Annotated in this window: 12 protein-coding genes; 9 read left to right on the forward strand and 3 right to left on the reverse strand. The window is 41.6% G+C overall.

Going from position 1 to position 14,857, the window contains the following annotated elements:
• The first annotated feature begins 1 nt into the window (after nucleotide 1).
• From P7F88_RS04520 to P7F88_RS04540, 5 genes are all read left to right on the forward strand, one after another.
• A complete protein-coding gene (locus P7F88_RS04520) occupies nucleotides 2-1,231 on the forward strand; it encodes an ABC transporter permease (protein WP_277822275.1) in 1,230 nt (409 codons plus the stop codon).
• Nucleotides 1,221-2,450 carry an ABC transporter permease gene (locus P7F88_RS04525; RefSeq protein ID WP_277822277.1) on the forward strand — a complete coding sequence of 410 codons (1,230 nt, stop codon included), beginning with the start codon at nucleotides 1,221-1,223 and terminating at the stop codon, nucleotides 2,448-2,450. The genes P7F88_RS04520 and P7F88_RS04525 overlap by 11 nt, the downstream gene beginning before the upstream one ends.
• 16 nt (nucleotides 2,451-2,466) lie before the next feature.
• On the forward strand, nucleotides 2,467-3,159 hold the full coding sequence (locus P7F88_RS04530; protein ID WP_277822279.1) for an ABC transporter ATP-binding protein: 693 nt from the start codon (nucleotides 2,467-2,469) through the stop codon (nucleotides 3,157-3,159).
• Nucleotides 3,146-4,345 (forward strand): hypothetical protein, encoded by a 1,200-nt coding sequence (locus P7F88_RS04535; protein WP_277822281.1) that lies wholly within the window; start codon nucleotides 3,146-3,148, stop codon nucleotides 4,343-4,345. The genes P7F88_RS04530 and P7F88_RS04535 overlap by 14 nt, the downstream gene beginning before the upstream one ends.
• A 433-nt stretch (nucleotides 4,346-4,778) precedes the next feature.
• The gene (locus tag P7F88_RS04540; RefSeq protein ID WP_277822283.1) at nucleotides 4,779-6,224 is read left to right on the forward strand and encodes an alpha-amylase family glycosyl hydrolase; all 1,446 of its coding nucleotides are present in this window, start codon (nucleotides 4,779-4,781) and stop codon (nucleotides 6,222-6,224) included.
• Nucleotides 6,225-6,318: 94 nt separating this feature from the next.
• On the opposite strand, the gene yjeH is transcribed toward P7F88_RS04540, so the two are convergent.
• From yjeH to P7F88_RS04555, 3 genes are all read right to left on the reverse strand, one after another.
• The gene (yjeH, locus tag P7F88_RS04545; protein WP_277822285.1) at nucleotides 6,319-7,575 is read right to left on the reverse strand and encodes an L-methionine/branched-chain amino acid transporter; all 1,257 of its coding nucleotides are present in this window, start codon (nucleotides 7,573-7,575) and stop codon (nucleotides 6,319-6,321) included.
• 207 nt (nucleotides 7,576-7,782) lie between these two features.
• Nucleotides 7,783-9,153 (reverse strand): YjiH family protein, encoded by a 1,371-nt coding sequence (locus tag P7F88_RS04550; protein ID WP_277822287.1) that lies wholly within the window; start codon nucleotides 9,151-9,153, stop codon nucleotides 7,783-7,785.
• A 217-nt stretch (nucleotides 9,154-9,370) separates the two neighbouring features.
• Nucleotides 9,371-9,769: a GFA family protein gene (locus P7F88_RS04555; RefSeq protein ID WP_277822288.1), complete on the reverse strand. Its 399-nt coding sequence runs from the start codon at nucleotides 9,767-9,769 to the stop codon at nucleotides 9,371-9,373.
• 270 nt (nucleotides 9,770-10,039) lie between these two features.
• Between P7F88_RS04555 and P7F88_RS04560 the strand changes: the two genes are divergently transcribed.
• From P7F88_RS04560 to P7F88_RS04575, 4 genes are all read left to right on the forward strand, one after another.
• A complete protein-coding gene (locus tag P7F88_RS04560) occupies nucleotides 10,040-12,073 on the forward strand; it encodes a methyl-accepting chemotaxis protein (RefSeq protein WP_277822290.1) in 2,034 nt (677 codons plus the stop codon).
• Nucleotides 12,074-12,314: 241 nt separating this feature from the next.
• A complete protein-coding gene (locus tag P7F88_RS04565; RefSeq protein WP_422127802.1) occupies nucleotides 12,315-13,550 on the forward strand; it encodes a peptidoglycan DD-metalloendopeptidase family protein in 1,236 nt (411 codons plus the stop codon).
• 17 nt (nucleotides 13,551-13,567) lie between these two features.
• A complete protein-coding gene (locus P7F88_RS04570; protein WP_277822294.1) occupies nucleotides 13,568-13,918 on the forward strand; it encodes a hypothetical protein in 351 nt (116 codons plus the stop codon).
• 155 nt (nucleotides 13,919-14,073) lie between these two features.
• Entirely contained in the window at nucleotides 14,074-14,724 is a 651-nt protein-coding gene (locus P7F88_RS04575) for an SH3 domain-containing protein (protein WP_277822296.1), read from the forward strand.
• The last annotated feature ends 133 nt before the right edge of the window (nucleotides 14,725-14,857 follow it).

The following is a 14,857-nucleotide window of genomic DNA, read 5'->3' on the forward strand; positions in this document are numbered from 1 at the left end:
AATGTTATTCAGACTTTCGTGGAGAAACATTTGGCGTCAGAAGCGAAGAACGCTAATCACGGCCATGTCAGTCGCACTTGCCTTATGCCTTTCATTATTTACTCGATCACTACAGGAAGGTACTTACTCTTCGAATATTGATAATGCAGCCCGGTTTTATACAGGGTTGATACAGGTTCAGCACCCAGATTTTAGCGAAAGTATGAGCATTGATGATCTGATAGAAGAGTCGGGAACACTAGTTGATGTACTAAAAAGTGAACAAGCGATTACCACTATGCTCCCGCGTATAGAATCTGTGGCACTTGGCGCTCATGGTGAAAAATCAAAAGGCGTTTTGGTATTAGGTGTAAATCCTGAGCTAGAGAATCATTACTCGGGCATTGAGTCCAAGGTTAAATCCGGGAACTACCTTTCTTCAAACGATAACGCGGTTCTCGTTGGTGAAGGACTTGCTCGTTACCTGGAATTGACGGTAGGTGATGAACTGATTCTCTACGGCCAGGGCTACCGAGGCCAGACGGCATCGGGACTTTACGAGGTGAAAGGTGTCATACATTATCCATTATCTGACTTAGATAGTCAGATTGTGTATATGCCACTTAACGCGGCTCAGAAACTTTATTCAACAGAAGGGAATATTACATCCTGGGTACTGCACACCGAAAAATTAAACGGGTTAGCTGAAATTGTAGATGATCTTGAAAAAAGAATTAATCAGGACGTTAACATCAGGTTATGGGAAGATTTAGCGCCTGAACTAGCACAGCAAATCGCAATGGATAAAGCTGGCGGTATATTTTTGATTTATGTCCTTTACGGTGTTGTAGGATTCGGCCTCTTTGCAACAATCATGATGATGACGCTGGAAAGACGACGTGAGTTTTCCGTGATGCTTGCAACGGGAATGCACCGGTTAAAAATAGTCCAGCTTTTGTTACTCGAGTCTTTCTATATAGGCTTTATCGGCATTTGTATGGGTATTATTTTAGCCAGTCCGGTACTCATCTACTTTTATTATCACCCGATCACTCTTACCGGCGAAACAGCACAGCTGATGATTGATTCGGGGTTTGAACCGGTAATGCCGGTTTCACTGTCACCACATTTACTGCTCGATCAGATCTGGGCAGTATCCTTATTGTTACTCCTGAGTCTCTTGTACCCCTTATATTTTTTATGGAAGTTGGACCTTGTCTCGGGTTTAAAAGGGGGAAGGCATGCTGGTTAAACTTGGTTGGAAAAACTTGTGGCGAAACAAATTGCGCACTGGAGTTATGCTTGCGGCAATGGCTTTCGGCCTTATAGGCGTTATCCTAATGATTGGGTTTATGAATGGCATGGTGAATAACATGATAAACAATGCCATCTCATGGCAGACCAGCCATATCCAGGTTCACAACCCTAAGCAACTCGACAACCCAACTGTCGAAGATACCATTTCTAACTCTGAAGAATTCTTACGTTTTTTGTCTAATCAGCCAGATATCGAGGCTTATAGCGGTCGCTTTATTGTTAACGGGATGATCGGTACAGCCAAAAGTAGCAGGGGCGTACAAATCAACGGTGTAAATCCAGAAAAGGAAAAAATGATCACCCCCATTGATAGCGGTATAACCAATGGAGAGTGGCTATCTGATAAAGGACGCAATCCTGTACTTATCTCGGAAAAAACAGCAAAACGCTTACGTGCGCGTCCTGGTTCCAAAGTAGTTATTACTTTTGCAGACAGCTCTGGGGAGGTGGTTGGGGCTGCTTTTAGGGTAAAGGGGATATTTAAGACTCCTTCAACCGCCTTCGATGATAGAAATATATATGTTCGTATTAACGATCTACAAAAATTAGCTAACAACACAGGACTACATGAAATAGCGATACGTTATCAACAGGAGAAAGTGGATGGTAATGTTGATTACTTACTTTCCCGAGTTGCTGCGTTGAAATCCGTAACCGACGAAAATGTTTTAGTCAGAGATTGGAAGTCGATACAACCACTTTTGGCATCGATGATTTCAACCATGGCTACCAGCAACGCCATTATTTTGGGCATTTTTGTTTTAGCTATGTGCCTGGGGATAGTCAATATCATGCTAATGGCCGTGTATGAAAGGAAGCAGGAGTTCGGAGTGCTAATGGCTGTTGGAATGCAAAAAAATCAGGTACTAACATTGATCATTTTCGAAAGTGCCTGGCTTGGCATCTGTGGTGGGGCGATTGGTATTATCGTCAGTGAAGTTATGATGTTACTGCTGGGTTATACAGGACTTAATTTGGGCTCGATGGCTGAAGGGCTAGGAGCCTATGGCATAGACACCTTATTGTTCCCAAGCATAGCTTATTCAGATTATATATTTATATTTACCTCGGTTGTGTTTGCCTCTGTTATTGCAGCGATTTATCCGGCGAGACAAGTCCTTAAGTTAAAGCCAGTTGACGCAATGGCCGTTTAAAAAGGAGGGGAACGATATGACGATAAAAGTAAGCAACCTGAACAAGGTTTATGAATCACAGAGTGACTATCCCGTACATGCGGTAAACAACGTCGATCTGACTATAGAGAAAGGAGAATTTGTTGCAATCATGGGACCTTCCGGATCGGGCAAAACGACGCTGCTTAATATGATAGGTGGTATAGATATGCCTAGCTCTGGTTCGGTCGAAATTGATGGTTGTAATATCTGCAATTTAAGTGAAAAAGAAAAAATTGTCTTTCGTAGAGATAATATTGGCTTTATTTTTCAGGACTACAGTTTACTTCCTGTTTTAACCGCATTGGAAAATGTAGAGTTTGTGATGCAACTACAAGGGCGCTCTGAACGTGAATCTAACACTAGAGCATCAGACTTGCTCGAAATGGTGGGCCTTAAACAGCAGATGAACAAAGTGCCTCCTTCCTTATCGGGGGGACAGCAACAAAGAGTGGCTGTTGCAAGAGCGCTTGCACCATCGCCTAGATTTGTTATCGCGGACGAGCCTACAGCGAATTTGGATGCACAAAGTACCACTGAGCTTCTCGATATTATGCAAAAGCTCAATCAAAAGGAGGGTACAACGTTTATCTTTTCGACTCATGATCCCAGAGTCATTGCCAGAGCTAGAAGGGTTATCGTATTTGAAGATGGAACGCTAAAAGAAGATAAAACTAATGCAGTTAGTTAATAATCAAATCAAGCGTTGCCTTGTTAGCGTGTTATTAGTTGTATCGCCCTGTGCTGTCTCTCAAATACCGGGGCTTGAGCCTGAAAAACAATGGGCCTTAAATGGGTATGTAAAATATATGCCTAGCTACACGATTAATGACGCAGGTGATAACTACTTAGATCATTTGATACACCAACGGTTTAATTTTGAATATAGATTTTCATCGGAAACACGAGTTAATTTAGGATTACGAAACAGAGTTATTAAAGGTGACTCCGTTGATCAGCCACTTTATAGTGAGCTTGTTTCCACCGATTTTGGTTATTTCGACTTGTCGAAAATGTGGCACTCGAAAAATGACGTGCTAGCGGTAAGCCAACTGGATCGACTTTCAATAAATCACGATACGACTTTATGGAACAGCCGATTAGGCCGATTTCGTATCAACTGGAGTATGAACAGTATCTGGAACCCTAATGATATCTTTAATGCATACTCAATTTACGACTTTGATTACGAGGAGAAGCCCGGAACCGATGCTGTGGCGATAACCAGAAAGCTTGATTACGCGGCTCAACTTGATTTTGTTTATAGCCCGGTAAAGTCAGATGCTTACGACAATAGAGATAGCTGGGCGTTTAGGTATCTGTTTAATCAAAATGGATGGGATGCGCAGTTAATTTCAGGACGCGCTTCCTATGATAATGTTTATGGCGTTGGCATTGCTGGTGATCACATGGGGGCGGGCATTAGAGCGGAAATAAGCTATTTCGATCGCACAGAGGCAGGCCCGGATAACGAAACACAGAGCAATACTGTGGTTGCAAGCGTTGAGGCTGACTATAATATGGGCAGTGAAAACAATATCGTTATTCGCTCGGCTTATCTATTTGTCTCCGAACCGCAAGAACCGCTTAACGCTAATACGTATTTGAACTTGCCACTTACAGCAAAAACGTTGAGCTTTACCCACCATACTTTTTATGCCGACCTGGGTTTTGATACCTCTCCATTAAACAGAGTTGTGTTGTCTGGCGTTTACTATCAAGACAACTCTTATTATTTATCTTTAACTGATACCTACTCTTTGTCCAACGAATGGCAGTTATACTCCATAGTCCAAAGGTACTCTGGTAGGGGGGATAGCCTGTTTTCTTTCAATAAAAACACGAGTTTTTACCTTCAGGTAAGGTGGGATTATTAGAGATGTAGGCCTTAGGCCCTATTGTTTATGTTAATTTCCTGGATAAATGTAAGTCACTTTTACTATTTGCGAATTAAATGCATGAATTTTAAATGACAGTTTTATTTCTAACGCTTGGTTTAAGGAGTATTAAAGATGTCATTTATCCCTTTGTTATTATTGAATATTATTTCAAATCCATATTGTATCTATTGATGATATCCCCCTTACTGATAACAAAATTGTCTACTACGCCCCCTTAAATCACCCCCTTCAATCAATAAAAAGGGTGATCTGAGACCCATTTTTGTTTGTATAATGAACGCATCTCTAAAAAGTTACACGCTTGAGTGATCTGCCGATAATGGAATGTGATCCTCGCTATTAACTCAACCAGGCCTGCTTTTTCCTGATTATATTTGCATTCGTCAGCAGGCCTCTCAGGAGAATAAAAATGACTGACTATATTAATACACGCATCGCTGAGACTGAACTGACAGATAAAAGCGCTGCGACTATCTACCGCTCAAACGAACAAGAAGCTGTAGAAAAGCTCATCTCAAAAAACAAAACAGACGTGATCTTGCACGCTTTTGATTGGCCTTATGCGGACATTACTGCTAAAGCAGAGGAAATCAGTGGGCTGGGTTATCGTTCGGTTCTTGTCTCTCCACCAATGAAATCCTTCAAGCACAAGGAAGGCACGGAATGGTGGCAAAGATATCAACCACAGGATTATCGAGTCATTGATAATCAGCTGGGAAATACTCAGGATTTTGCAGAGATGATATCTGCTCTGCAGAGAGTCGGTGTTCGTGTCTATGCCGATATTGTGTTTAACCATATGGCCAACGAATCCTATAAGAGGGCAGATCTGCAATACCCGGCGGATAAAGATATTGAACAGTATCTCAACGATTGGGAAGGGTATCAGTCACAGGTTTTATTTGGCGATTTATCAAAGCCTCTGTTCGATGAGGAACACTTTGTAACTGCCTTTGGTATTTCTGACTGGAAAGATCGCTGGGAAGTACAAAACGGGCGTATAACAGGCGGGCCTGATGATCCGGGGTTACCAACATTAAAGGTTTGTAAGCATGTTGTCGAGCAGCAACAGCAGTACCTTCGCTCTTTAAAGCAATTGGGCGTTAAGGGTTTTAGAATAGACGCTGCCAAACACATGAGCATGGACCATCTAAAGATGGTATGGACGAATGAAATCACCGAAGGCATGCATATTTTTGGTGAGATAATCACTGATGGTGGGGCTACAAAAGAAGAGTATGAGATTTTTCTAAAGCCTTACCTGGAACAAACTCGCCTCGGTGCGTACGATTTTCCGCTTTTTAACACGGTATTCGAAGCATTCCAAAAAGAAGGAAGTATGGCTTCGCTGATAGATCCATATTGTTTTGGTCAAGCGTTATCTAATCACAGAGCCATTACCTTTGTGATTACACACGATATACCAAATAACGATGTATTTTTGGATCTTGTTCTTGATGAAGAGGATGAGTGGCTCGCTTATAGTTATATTTTGGGTAGAGATGGTGGCGTGCCTTTAATATATACCGACCTTGATACCAGCGGTATAAAAGGGAGAGATAACAAACCACGCTGGATGAATGCCTGGAAGGATCAGAGAATGATGAAAATGATTGATTTTCACAATCAGGTTCATGGCGAAACAATGATTCCTATCGTCTCTGATAAAGATATATTAGTTTTCTCCAGGGGTGAAAAAGGGCTAGTTGCTATCAATAAGTCAGACACTCCGCTGGTGGTTGATTTCGAATGGCATAGGGAGATGACCGATTTATTTAGTGAACAATACTATCCGGTAGAAGATGGCGAGCTAAATCTAGTTTTAGATGCAAAGTCAGCGATGATGTTGGTTTAAATTATCGGTGAGACTATCGTAAATGATACTATCGTCAAAATAAGAAGGGGGAAGTCAAAGACTTCCCCCTTCTTATTTCTTTAGCTGGGCTTATTTAGTGACAAATTTTTTTGCTGGGGACAGTTTTATCCGTCGAAAAATGAAGTATTAACAGAACCAAAATTGCGTAAACTGCAGACCAGCTTAGACATAAAAATACTATCGCAGTGATGACGAGTGAAATGAACGCTAGAACCCGACTTGAACCCTTTAACAAACGTGTTGCTGCCAACATTGCCAGCAAATAGATAAGTATAAACACCCCATTTGCTAGTTTGACTAGATCATCCAGATGAAGACCTAACAACTCTCCGATCACGGAGCAGACAGCAAGGATAACTGCAATGGTAATGGTGGCATTCGCAGGAACGCCTTTTACTGACAGGTTAGCCAATCTGCTATTAGGTTTATTTTCTTTAGCCATTGCCCATGCCATCCTAGCAAGACTTTGCATGTATAAATTTAGGCTTGAAAAACAGGCGAGATAGCCAATTAAGCTGATAAATACAGAAATTTGTGAACCAAATAACTGGCTACTTATCCAGGGAATGGACCCTTTTTCGAGCTCCGGCGCTCCATACGCATGATATTTCAGGACGACTACGGTACAGGCCCAATAGACAATTCCGGCAACTAGACAACCGACAATAATGGCGATTGGGAAGTCTCTCTGAGGGTTTTTAAATTCCTCTCCCATATGAGCAAACGCTTCTATACCAACGAAGCACCAGAACATAACGGCCAGTGCTGCCCCAATATTAGGCACGTCACCTGAAGTTAGTTCCGGGAAAGATACATCAGAGATCCCGACGTTACCTTTAATCCAAAAAAGGCTGATTAAGGTAAGAATGCCCAAAGCAATCAATGTTTGCAGCTTTGCAGACGATTTACTTCCGGTGAGATTAACAATCACAAGTAACAAAATCGTCAGCACCTCTGCGAAAATAGGAGAGCTCATGGATACCGGTAAGAGTTTGGTACCGAAGCTGCCTGCTAAAACAATACCTGCTGGAATGCCAACTGGTATAACACTTAAGAAAAGCCAGGCTACATTCCTTTCGAGTTTTGGGTTGAAGGCTTTTCGAACGAAATAAGCCGTCCCTCCGGCACTAGGGTAGCGTTTCCCCAATGCTGCAAATGTCAGTGCAATTGGTACGACAGCGATAAACAATATTACCCAGGCCCATAATGATACTTCACCTGCAATCCCCGCTGCTAACGCAGGTATCATGAATAATCCGGTACCTAGTAAAGTAGTAGATAATTGACCAATGCCGGATAGGAGGGTGATCTCCTTTTTTAACTCGCTCAAACTCAACCCCAACGCGCTCTAAATGTATATGCAAACCCTGACTATTATCAGTTTTTATTATGTAACTAGGCGAGTAGCATACTCCTATTGCAGGGCTGATACCATTAGAAGTGAAATTTTATTCAGTTAGAGTCAATACATTTAAGGAGGCGTTCTGAAACGAAAAAAGCCCCGAAAATTCGAGGCTTTGAAGGGAATACTAACGGGTTAGAATATTAAGTGTGCGACACCTGCAATAACCGGAAGTGTAATAAGCGTACGCAGAATAAAAATTATGAATAGTTCTGCAATGTTTACCGGTATTTTACTGCCGAGTAGTAGTGCGCCAACTTCTGACATATAGATAAGCTGAGTTACCGACATGGCAGCGATAACAAAACGCGTAAGCTCGCTATCAATTGACGCTGCAATAATTGCTGGGATAAACATATCAGCAAACCCAACAACCATGGTTTCTGATGCAGCTGCTGCTTCTGGAATAGCTAATAGCTCAAGGAACGGAATAAACGGTTTACCAAGAATAGCGAATACTGATGTGTATTCCGCTACGACAAGTGCAATCGTGCCTAATCCCATAACGACAGGAAGTACACCGAAAACCATATCTACAGCGTTTTCGATGCCTTCTGAGAACACTTTTTTTGTGCTCTTAATGTTAGATGCTTTGTCTAAAGCGAGTTTAAAGCCCCAGCCGAAAGTTGTGTAGCCTTGAGGGAGCAGATCTTGTTCGCTGGATGGCGAAGTGCCATCAATGAAAGTATCTTTTTTACGACTTAATGGCGGAAGGCGAGGGATAATAATCGCAGCGACAATACCAGCAAGACAGATTGCACCGTAAAACGCTAAAAAGTGCTGCTCAAGGTTTACCTGAGCCAAAACCACCAGGCTAAAAGTAATAGATACAGCAGAAAAGGTTGTACCCACCACCGCGGCTTCGCGCTGCGTATAAAATTTACTTTCATATTGCTTGGAAGTGAGAAGAATACCTACGCTACCATCACCAAGCCAAGATGCCATACAGTCGATAGCGGAGCGTCCCGGTAGGTTGAAAACCGGACGCATAATCTTACTTAGTAGCGTGCCGATAAACTCCAATAAGCCGAAGTTAAGTAGTAGTGGAAGTAGCAAACCAGCAAAAATAAATACAGAGAAAAGGGTTGGTAAAAGCCCTTCAAGTACCAGACCGCCGGTGTTCTCTTCCCATATCGCTTTTGGTCCAACCTGGAGGTATGTCATCACTACAGCAATACCACCAATAATGCGAACGGTTAGCCAAAGGGGAGACGGTGATAAAAGCCCGTTCAAAAAGCGATGGTTAGCAATTACTGCTGGCTTTACAAAGTGGTAGGCAATGGAAGCTACAGCAGTAATAGCAATGACGGCTGTTACTATTGGAACAATAGCATCACCTATAAGGCTAAGAAGGGATTTAGCGAGTACTGCTACAGGAATCGTTATATCGCCTTGATAATTGATAGGCGCCATAAAAAGGAATAGGCCAATTATCGATGGAATAAGGAAAATCCACAGTGCGTTAGCTTTTACTGGCTTTTCCAAAGACTGGGTGTTGTTTTGCATTAGAATCTCAATAATTTTAGTTATCACACCATCCTTGGATAACCATGCACTAAAACTCCTGTTTTAGTCATTGATGTGGATAATACCAGAATTAAGGTTTTGTGCAATACTATTCACTAATATCAAGGTTATATGCAGATAAAGCGATAAGCGAGTGTCGGTTCTTTGGTTATGTGTACTCACTGTTATATTTGTTAATAATTACTCCTTGGGACTTTTAGTCGTAGTGCTCTACCTCGCAGTCAAAAGCAACCCACCCATGTTTTCTTTCTTCGTAGACAGAGAACGTCGGCGCAGGAAAGTCTTGCTCGCTGAAAATACCTAGTGGGATGATTGAGTGACCTGGTGCAGCACTTAGCTTAAGTAATAAAGTAGTGCCGCAGCTCGGGCAAAAATTGTATGACACTTCATTTCCGGAATCGGCGACACGCGTGTAGCTGGATACATCACCTTCGATAGAGACCTGCTCTTTATAAAAACGTGCTTGTACTCCAAAAACGCTACCGGTGCGCTTTTGACATTCAAAGCAATGACATGCTGATGTTCGAATAGGTTCACCTTTACAGGTTAAAGTCACCAATTTGCAAGAACAGGTTGCGGTTCTTATTTTGCTCATCTCATAAAACTCCATCGAAAAGCTCTTCTATCTACACACTAGCATTTAAAATGCAGAACTCAAGAACATCGTTTGTATACACATGAGTATGCTTATATATGTTATGAAACAAAGGTATATCCCGAACACGGATGAACCAATAAAATACTTTAAAGTATTTACGCAAATAATGCGATGATTATTTATATTGATAACATTAATATTTGGCGCTTATGCCATCGTATGAGTAAGGTTTTAGAGTGTTTTTTGTTAGCGGGGTAGAGCACAAATATGTTTAATTTTACCAACAAAACGGTTGGATTTCAGTTAAGGCTAATCCTATCTCTATGTTTATTAATAGCATTTAGTGCCATTGGATACATGGCATATAAAAACGCTTCTGAAACCTTGCTAAATAAAACAATGGAAGAGCACCAGAGTAGTATTGAAGCTTTAGCTAGTGTTGTAGAAGGCGAGTTCAATACTTTATTGGATAGTGCAGAAAAACTTGAATCCGCTTTTCGTAACGGTTATATCGCAGGAATTCAGACAGAAGAATCAACCGTAAATTTTTTGGGTCATGATGTAAAAATCCTGTCTCAATATGGCGAATCATTAATTGGTGATACTAAGCTAGTAGACGCCTTTACCCGAGATACGGGCGCTGTCGCCACTCTTTTTGCCGCGTCTGGCGATGATTTTCTACGAGTTTCTACATCACTGAAAAAACAATCCGGCGATAGAGCAGTTGGCACTCTTTTAGGTAGAAACCATCCTGGCTACAATAGTTTAATCAATGGCCAACCTTATTATGCCCAGGTAGAACTCTTTGGCAGAAGTTATTTAACTTACTATCAACCGATTTTGAATTTCGACAGAAAAGTCACCGGACTTTCTTTTATCGGTTTACCTGTAGGCAGCGCCACGGAAGAGTTATTTACTAAACTAGGAAACATGGTTTGGGGAGATACCGGATATACCTTTATTGTAAGTAACAAAGAAAATAATCTAGGAATACACTTACTCCACCCAACCAGAAATCAACAAGATAAGCCTATTCAGGATCTTACTGACTATAATGGCGAGTATGTTTACAAGCCAATATTTCAAAATGACAGTGGTGTTATCAGATATCAACATCAATATCAGGGGATTATTGGCGAAAAATACGTAGCTTACGCCACGATACCGGGTTGGAACTGGAAAATACTTGGTGGCACCTTTATCGATGAAGTAACAAAAGAGAGCAAAGAACTGCTCAACATTATCGCTATTATGTCATTGGTTGTAGGTATTTTGACTTTCGCTGTTATTAGTATTTTGGTCAGCAGAATTACGAAACCTCTTATTGCTTTAACCGGGTATATGGAACGTGTAGGTAAAGGTGAAGTAAGCATCGAAATCAAACGAGATCAAGAAGACTCTAATAATGAAGTTGCTCGTTTGACCAATGGCCTGGACACTATGGCTTCCCAATTAAATGGCCTGGTAACGCAAATAAGAGAAACCAGCGACGCTGTATTTGAACAGGCAAATAATGTGTCGGGAGATGCGCATCAAAACCTTGAGCAGTCTGAAGAACAGCAGGCGAGGATTGAACATATCGTCGCTGCTATCGAAGAGATGGCTACATCGGCGCAAGATGTTGCTACTCAGGTAGAGCACATTGCTTCTAATGTTCAACAAGCAGATTCTAACAGCCAGGAAGGTCTTGGTAGGGTAGAGAAAGTAAGCATAGATATCGCCGAACTCAACGAGTTATTAGACCGATCCGCTGATGCGATTGAAAACGTAGCAAAAGAAAGCGACAGCATCCAGCAAGTCACAAAAATGATCGACGAGATTGCCGAGCAAACCAATTTACTTGCTCTGAACGCTGCGATTGAAGCCGCTCGTGCAGGAGAACAGGGGAGAGGATTCGCTGTGGTTGCTGACGAAGTTCGCACGCTTGCCCACAGGACACAAACGTCTGTTCAGGAAGTGGTCGTTATCATAAGCAAGCTTAGAGAAGCGACTAGCGGCGCAGTAGATTTGATGAAAACAAGCCAGGAAAATGCAAATGAAGTACTGGAACAAGCCGCGCACGCGGGGATGTCATTAGAAGCGATTGCTACCCAGATTGGTTCTATATCAGACCAGGCTCAGACCATTGCGACAACCTCAGAACAACAGGCTCAGGTTTCACGAGAGGTAGCAGAAAGTGTCAGTGATATCAGTAAGCTCAACGCAGAAACGAAGGAAGTGACAAGTCAGACAGCGCGTAGCGCTGATAGCTTACAGTCTCAATCGACCGAGCTAAAACAGCAGGTAGAATTTTTTCACTAGGCCTCTATGTATTTCTGAACCATATCTAGCCAACGCTTCTTCAGTGTTGGCTTTTTTGTAAATCAGCTTGTACCACAAGTTATAAGTGTTATAGAGTGATCAGCGTTTTTGTTAGTTAATCAGAGCTATATAGCTAGTCATAAAGATTTGCTATAATCCACAAGTTTCATCTTGATGCTCCAACTGTATTAATCTGGGTACTTTTGTGTTTAAAAAGTCATTATTTTCATTACTCCCGTTGATGGGAGTGGCCGTTGCATTTCACTCTTTTGCAACTACAGCCGAGAGGAAGGAAATCCCACTTTCCTTTCATGAGCTACCAAACTACCTCTCTTCAGTTAAATCAGATTCAGAATTTGTTTTCGATACTATCCCTAGTTACTCTTATGTCATTCAAAAAGGCGATAATTTAAGTGGCATATTTAGCCGTCTTGGCTTTCCTTATAGTGATCTGACTAAGATTATGGAAGTCGATATTAACTATCTGATGCTGGATACTTTAAAACCAGGAAATAAGCTGCTTTTCTGGCCAAGTGAAGATGGGAAGAACCTTAAGAAAATGGTGTTAGAGTTTAATGCCGCTGATCGAGTTTCGTATACGCGACTAGATGACGGGGATTATGCTTATAACGACATATCTATTCCCGGTGATTGGCAGCTAACACCGTTTGTTGGTGAAGTTCACGGTAATTTTTCCGTTTCCGCCAATAAAGCCGGCCTAGGCAATCTTCAAATTGAACAGATAAATAATCTACTGAAAAACAAACTTAATTTTTCTCGTGATTTAAGAGCTGGAGACAAATTTGAAGTTATTCAACGTGAGCAGTTTGTGAACTCTCAGCCAACCGGTAAAATTGAACTCCAGGCTATCAAAATCCATAATCGTGGGCGTGTAATCAATGCTTATCTGCATACCGATGGTCAGTTTTATGACAGTAATGGCGAGAGCTTACAAAGGGCATTCCAGCGTCTCCCGACATCAAAGAGATATCGTATATCTTCACCGTTTAACCCAAAGCGTAAACACCCAGTAACAGGGCGTACTTCCCCCCACAATGGTACAGACTTCGCTACGCCGATGGGTACGCCAGTATATTCGACTGGTGATGGAAAGGTTGAGTTAACGCGAAATCATCCATACGCGGGTAAATATGTTGTGATTGATCATGGTGGTACATACAAAACCCGTTATCTTCATTTAGGTCGAATCCTGGTTAAAAAAGGGCAGAAGATCTCCAGAGGTCAGAAAATTGCACTCTCTGGTAACACAGGACGTTCAACTGGACCACACTTACACTATGAGTTCATTATAAGAGGCCGTCCGGTGAATGCGATGACAGCGAAAATCCCGATGGCCAGCTCAGTTCCAAAAAAAGAACTAGCACAATTTAAAGCCAAGATTGCTCAGTATGATGCGCTTTTGGTTAACGTCGAAGAAGAACAGCTGCTAGCGAAAGCAGAAAGTAAACAACAATAAACCTATCGGATAATAAGATGGTACAGAACGAGTTTGAAGCTCTGGTAAAAGAGCTATGTCAGAAAGAAACGCTTCCAGAAGCTTTAGCGTTATTAAAGTCATGCGAAGATACTGATGTCGCAGAAGTAGCAGAATCATTAACAGGTCAATTTGCACTTGCCGAAGTAGAAGGTGAAAAAAGAATTTATCATGTCACTCTTCAGGAAAATGATAACGGTGAGCAAGAAGAATACGTAGAGCACATCATGAACGAAGGAGAGGACATTATTTACTTTGTCGCATGGTTCTTCTCCAGTATGTTTGACCTTAAGCAGAAAGATGTATACCAGGCAGCTGGTAAGACATTCAAACAGCGGAAAAAAAGCTAGATTTAATAAGGAAGCATATTGCTTCCTTTTTTATACTCATACAACCTCAAGATGCAGCTTTGAATACTGCATCTTGAGGTCACTTGAGTATATTAACTAAAGAACTTACAGACTAGGCCGATTACTAATAAAAGAAATGGCCTAAGATAAACGATATGAAAAAGTTGGTTATTATCATTGTTGTGCTTCTTATTCTCGCAGGAGGGGGGGCGTACTATTACTTCTTCATGATGAATGACGAGGAAGTTGTTGAAGCAGCAGAACCCACAGAACCAACACCGATAGAAGAACCAATTCCTGTAACCGAAGAAGCCGTTATACAAAACTCAGATTATTACGTAATTAGTGAGCGGCTTAATGTGCGGTCGTATCCGGATGAGTCCTCCTTGATTCGTTCTGTATTAAGGAAGGGGACAAAAATCAAAGCCCTTGAGGTAGCAGGAGAGTGGATTCGAATATCTGACTATATGGTCCACGATAGCGGAAATGATGTAGCTGATTGGATTAACCTCGAGTTTTTATCTGAAACTCCACCAGTTATCACTGCGGAGGAGAAGCGTAAAACGATGGTTAAGCTAATTAAAAAATCGGATGATTATGCAGACCACGAAGACCAGTTTGTTATAGCGACACAAAAACTTATCGATGATGGCGTATGCACCTTCGAAGATTTTGAAGTATTAGGTGGTTGGTTGGCTTCTGTCGCCAATAAGCCCGATCCAGTCTACTTTGTGTATTGCGGAGGCATAGATAGAGAGGATAAGGTCTACTTGAATGTTGAAACCGGGAAGATATTTTATCCCTAATACATTAATGAATTGGGAACGTTTGCTAAATGTTTCGCACAAACGCTAAACGTTAATCAACATTAAGTAGAAATCGTGATTTAAGTCACTACAAACGCCGAAAAATGAAACGTTGTTCACCTCATATCGCTTT

This window comes from Vibrio hannami (genome assembly GCF_029589055.1).
Taxonomy (GTDB): Bacteria; Pseudomonadota; Gammaproteobacteria; order Enterobacterales; family Vibrionaceae; genus Vibrio; species Vibrio hannami.

Coding starts and splice junctions, on each gene's coding strand:
- P7F88_RS04520 (WP_277822275.1), top strand. CDS start 2: ATGTTATTCAGACTTTCGTGGAGAAACATTTGGCGTCAGAAGCGAAGA.
- P7F88_RS04525 (WP_277822277.1), top strand. CDS start 1,221: ATGCTGGTTAAACTTGGTTGGAAAAACTTGTGGCGAAACAAATTGCGC.
- P7F88_RS04530 (WP_277822279.1), top strand. CDS start 2,467: ATGACGATAAAAGTAAGCAACCTGAACAAGGTTTATGAATCACAGAGT.
- P7F88_RS04535 (WP_277822281.1), top strand. CDS start 3,146: ATGCAGTTAGTTAATAATCAAATCAAGCGTTGCCTTGTTAGCGTGTTA.
- P7F88_RS04540 (WP_277822283.1), top strand. CDS start 4,779: ATGACTGACTATATTAATACACGCATCGCTGAGACTGAACTGACAGAT.
- P7F88_RS04550 (WP_277822287.1), bottom strand. CDS start 9,153: ATGCAAAACAACACCCAGTCTTTGGAAAAGCCAGTAAAAGCTAACGCA.
- P7F88_RS04555 (WP_277822288.1), bottom strand. CDS start 9,769: ATGAGCAAAATAAGAACCGCAACCTGTTCTTGCAAATTGGTGACTTTA.
- P7F88_RS04560 (WP_277822290.1), top strand. CDS start 10,040: ATGTTTAATTTTACCAACAAAACGGTTGGATTTCAGTTAAGGCTAATC.
- P7F88_RS04565 (WP_422127802.1), top strand. CDS start 12,315: ATGGGAGTGGCCGTTGCATTTCACTCTTTTGCAACTACAGCCGAGAGG.
- P7F88_RS04570 (WP_277822294.1), top strand. CDS start 13,568: ATGGTACAGAACGAGTTTGAAGCTCTGGTAAAAGAGCTATGTCAGAAA.
- P7F88_RS04575 (WP_277822296.1), top strand. CDS start 14,074: ATGAAAAAGTTGGTTATTATCATTGTTGTGCTTCTTATTCTCGCAGGA.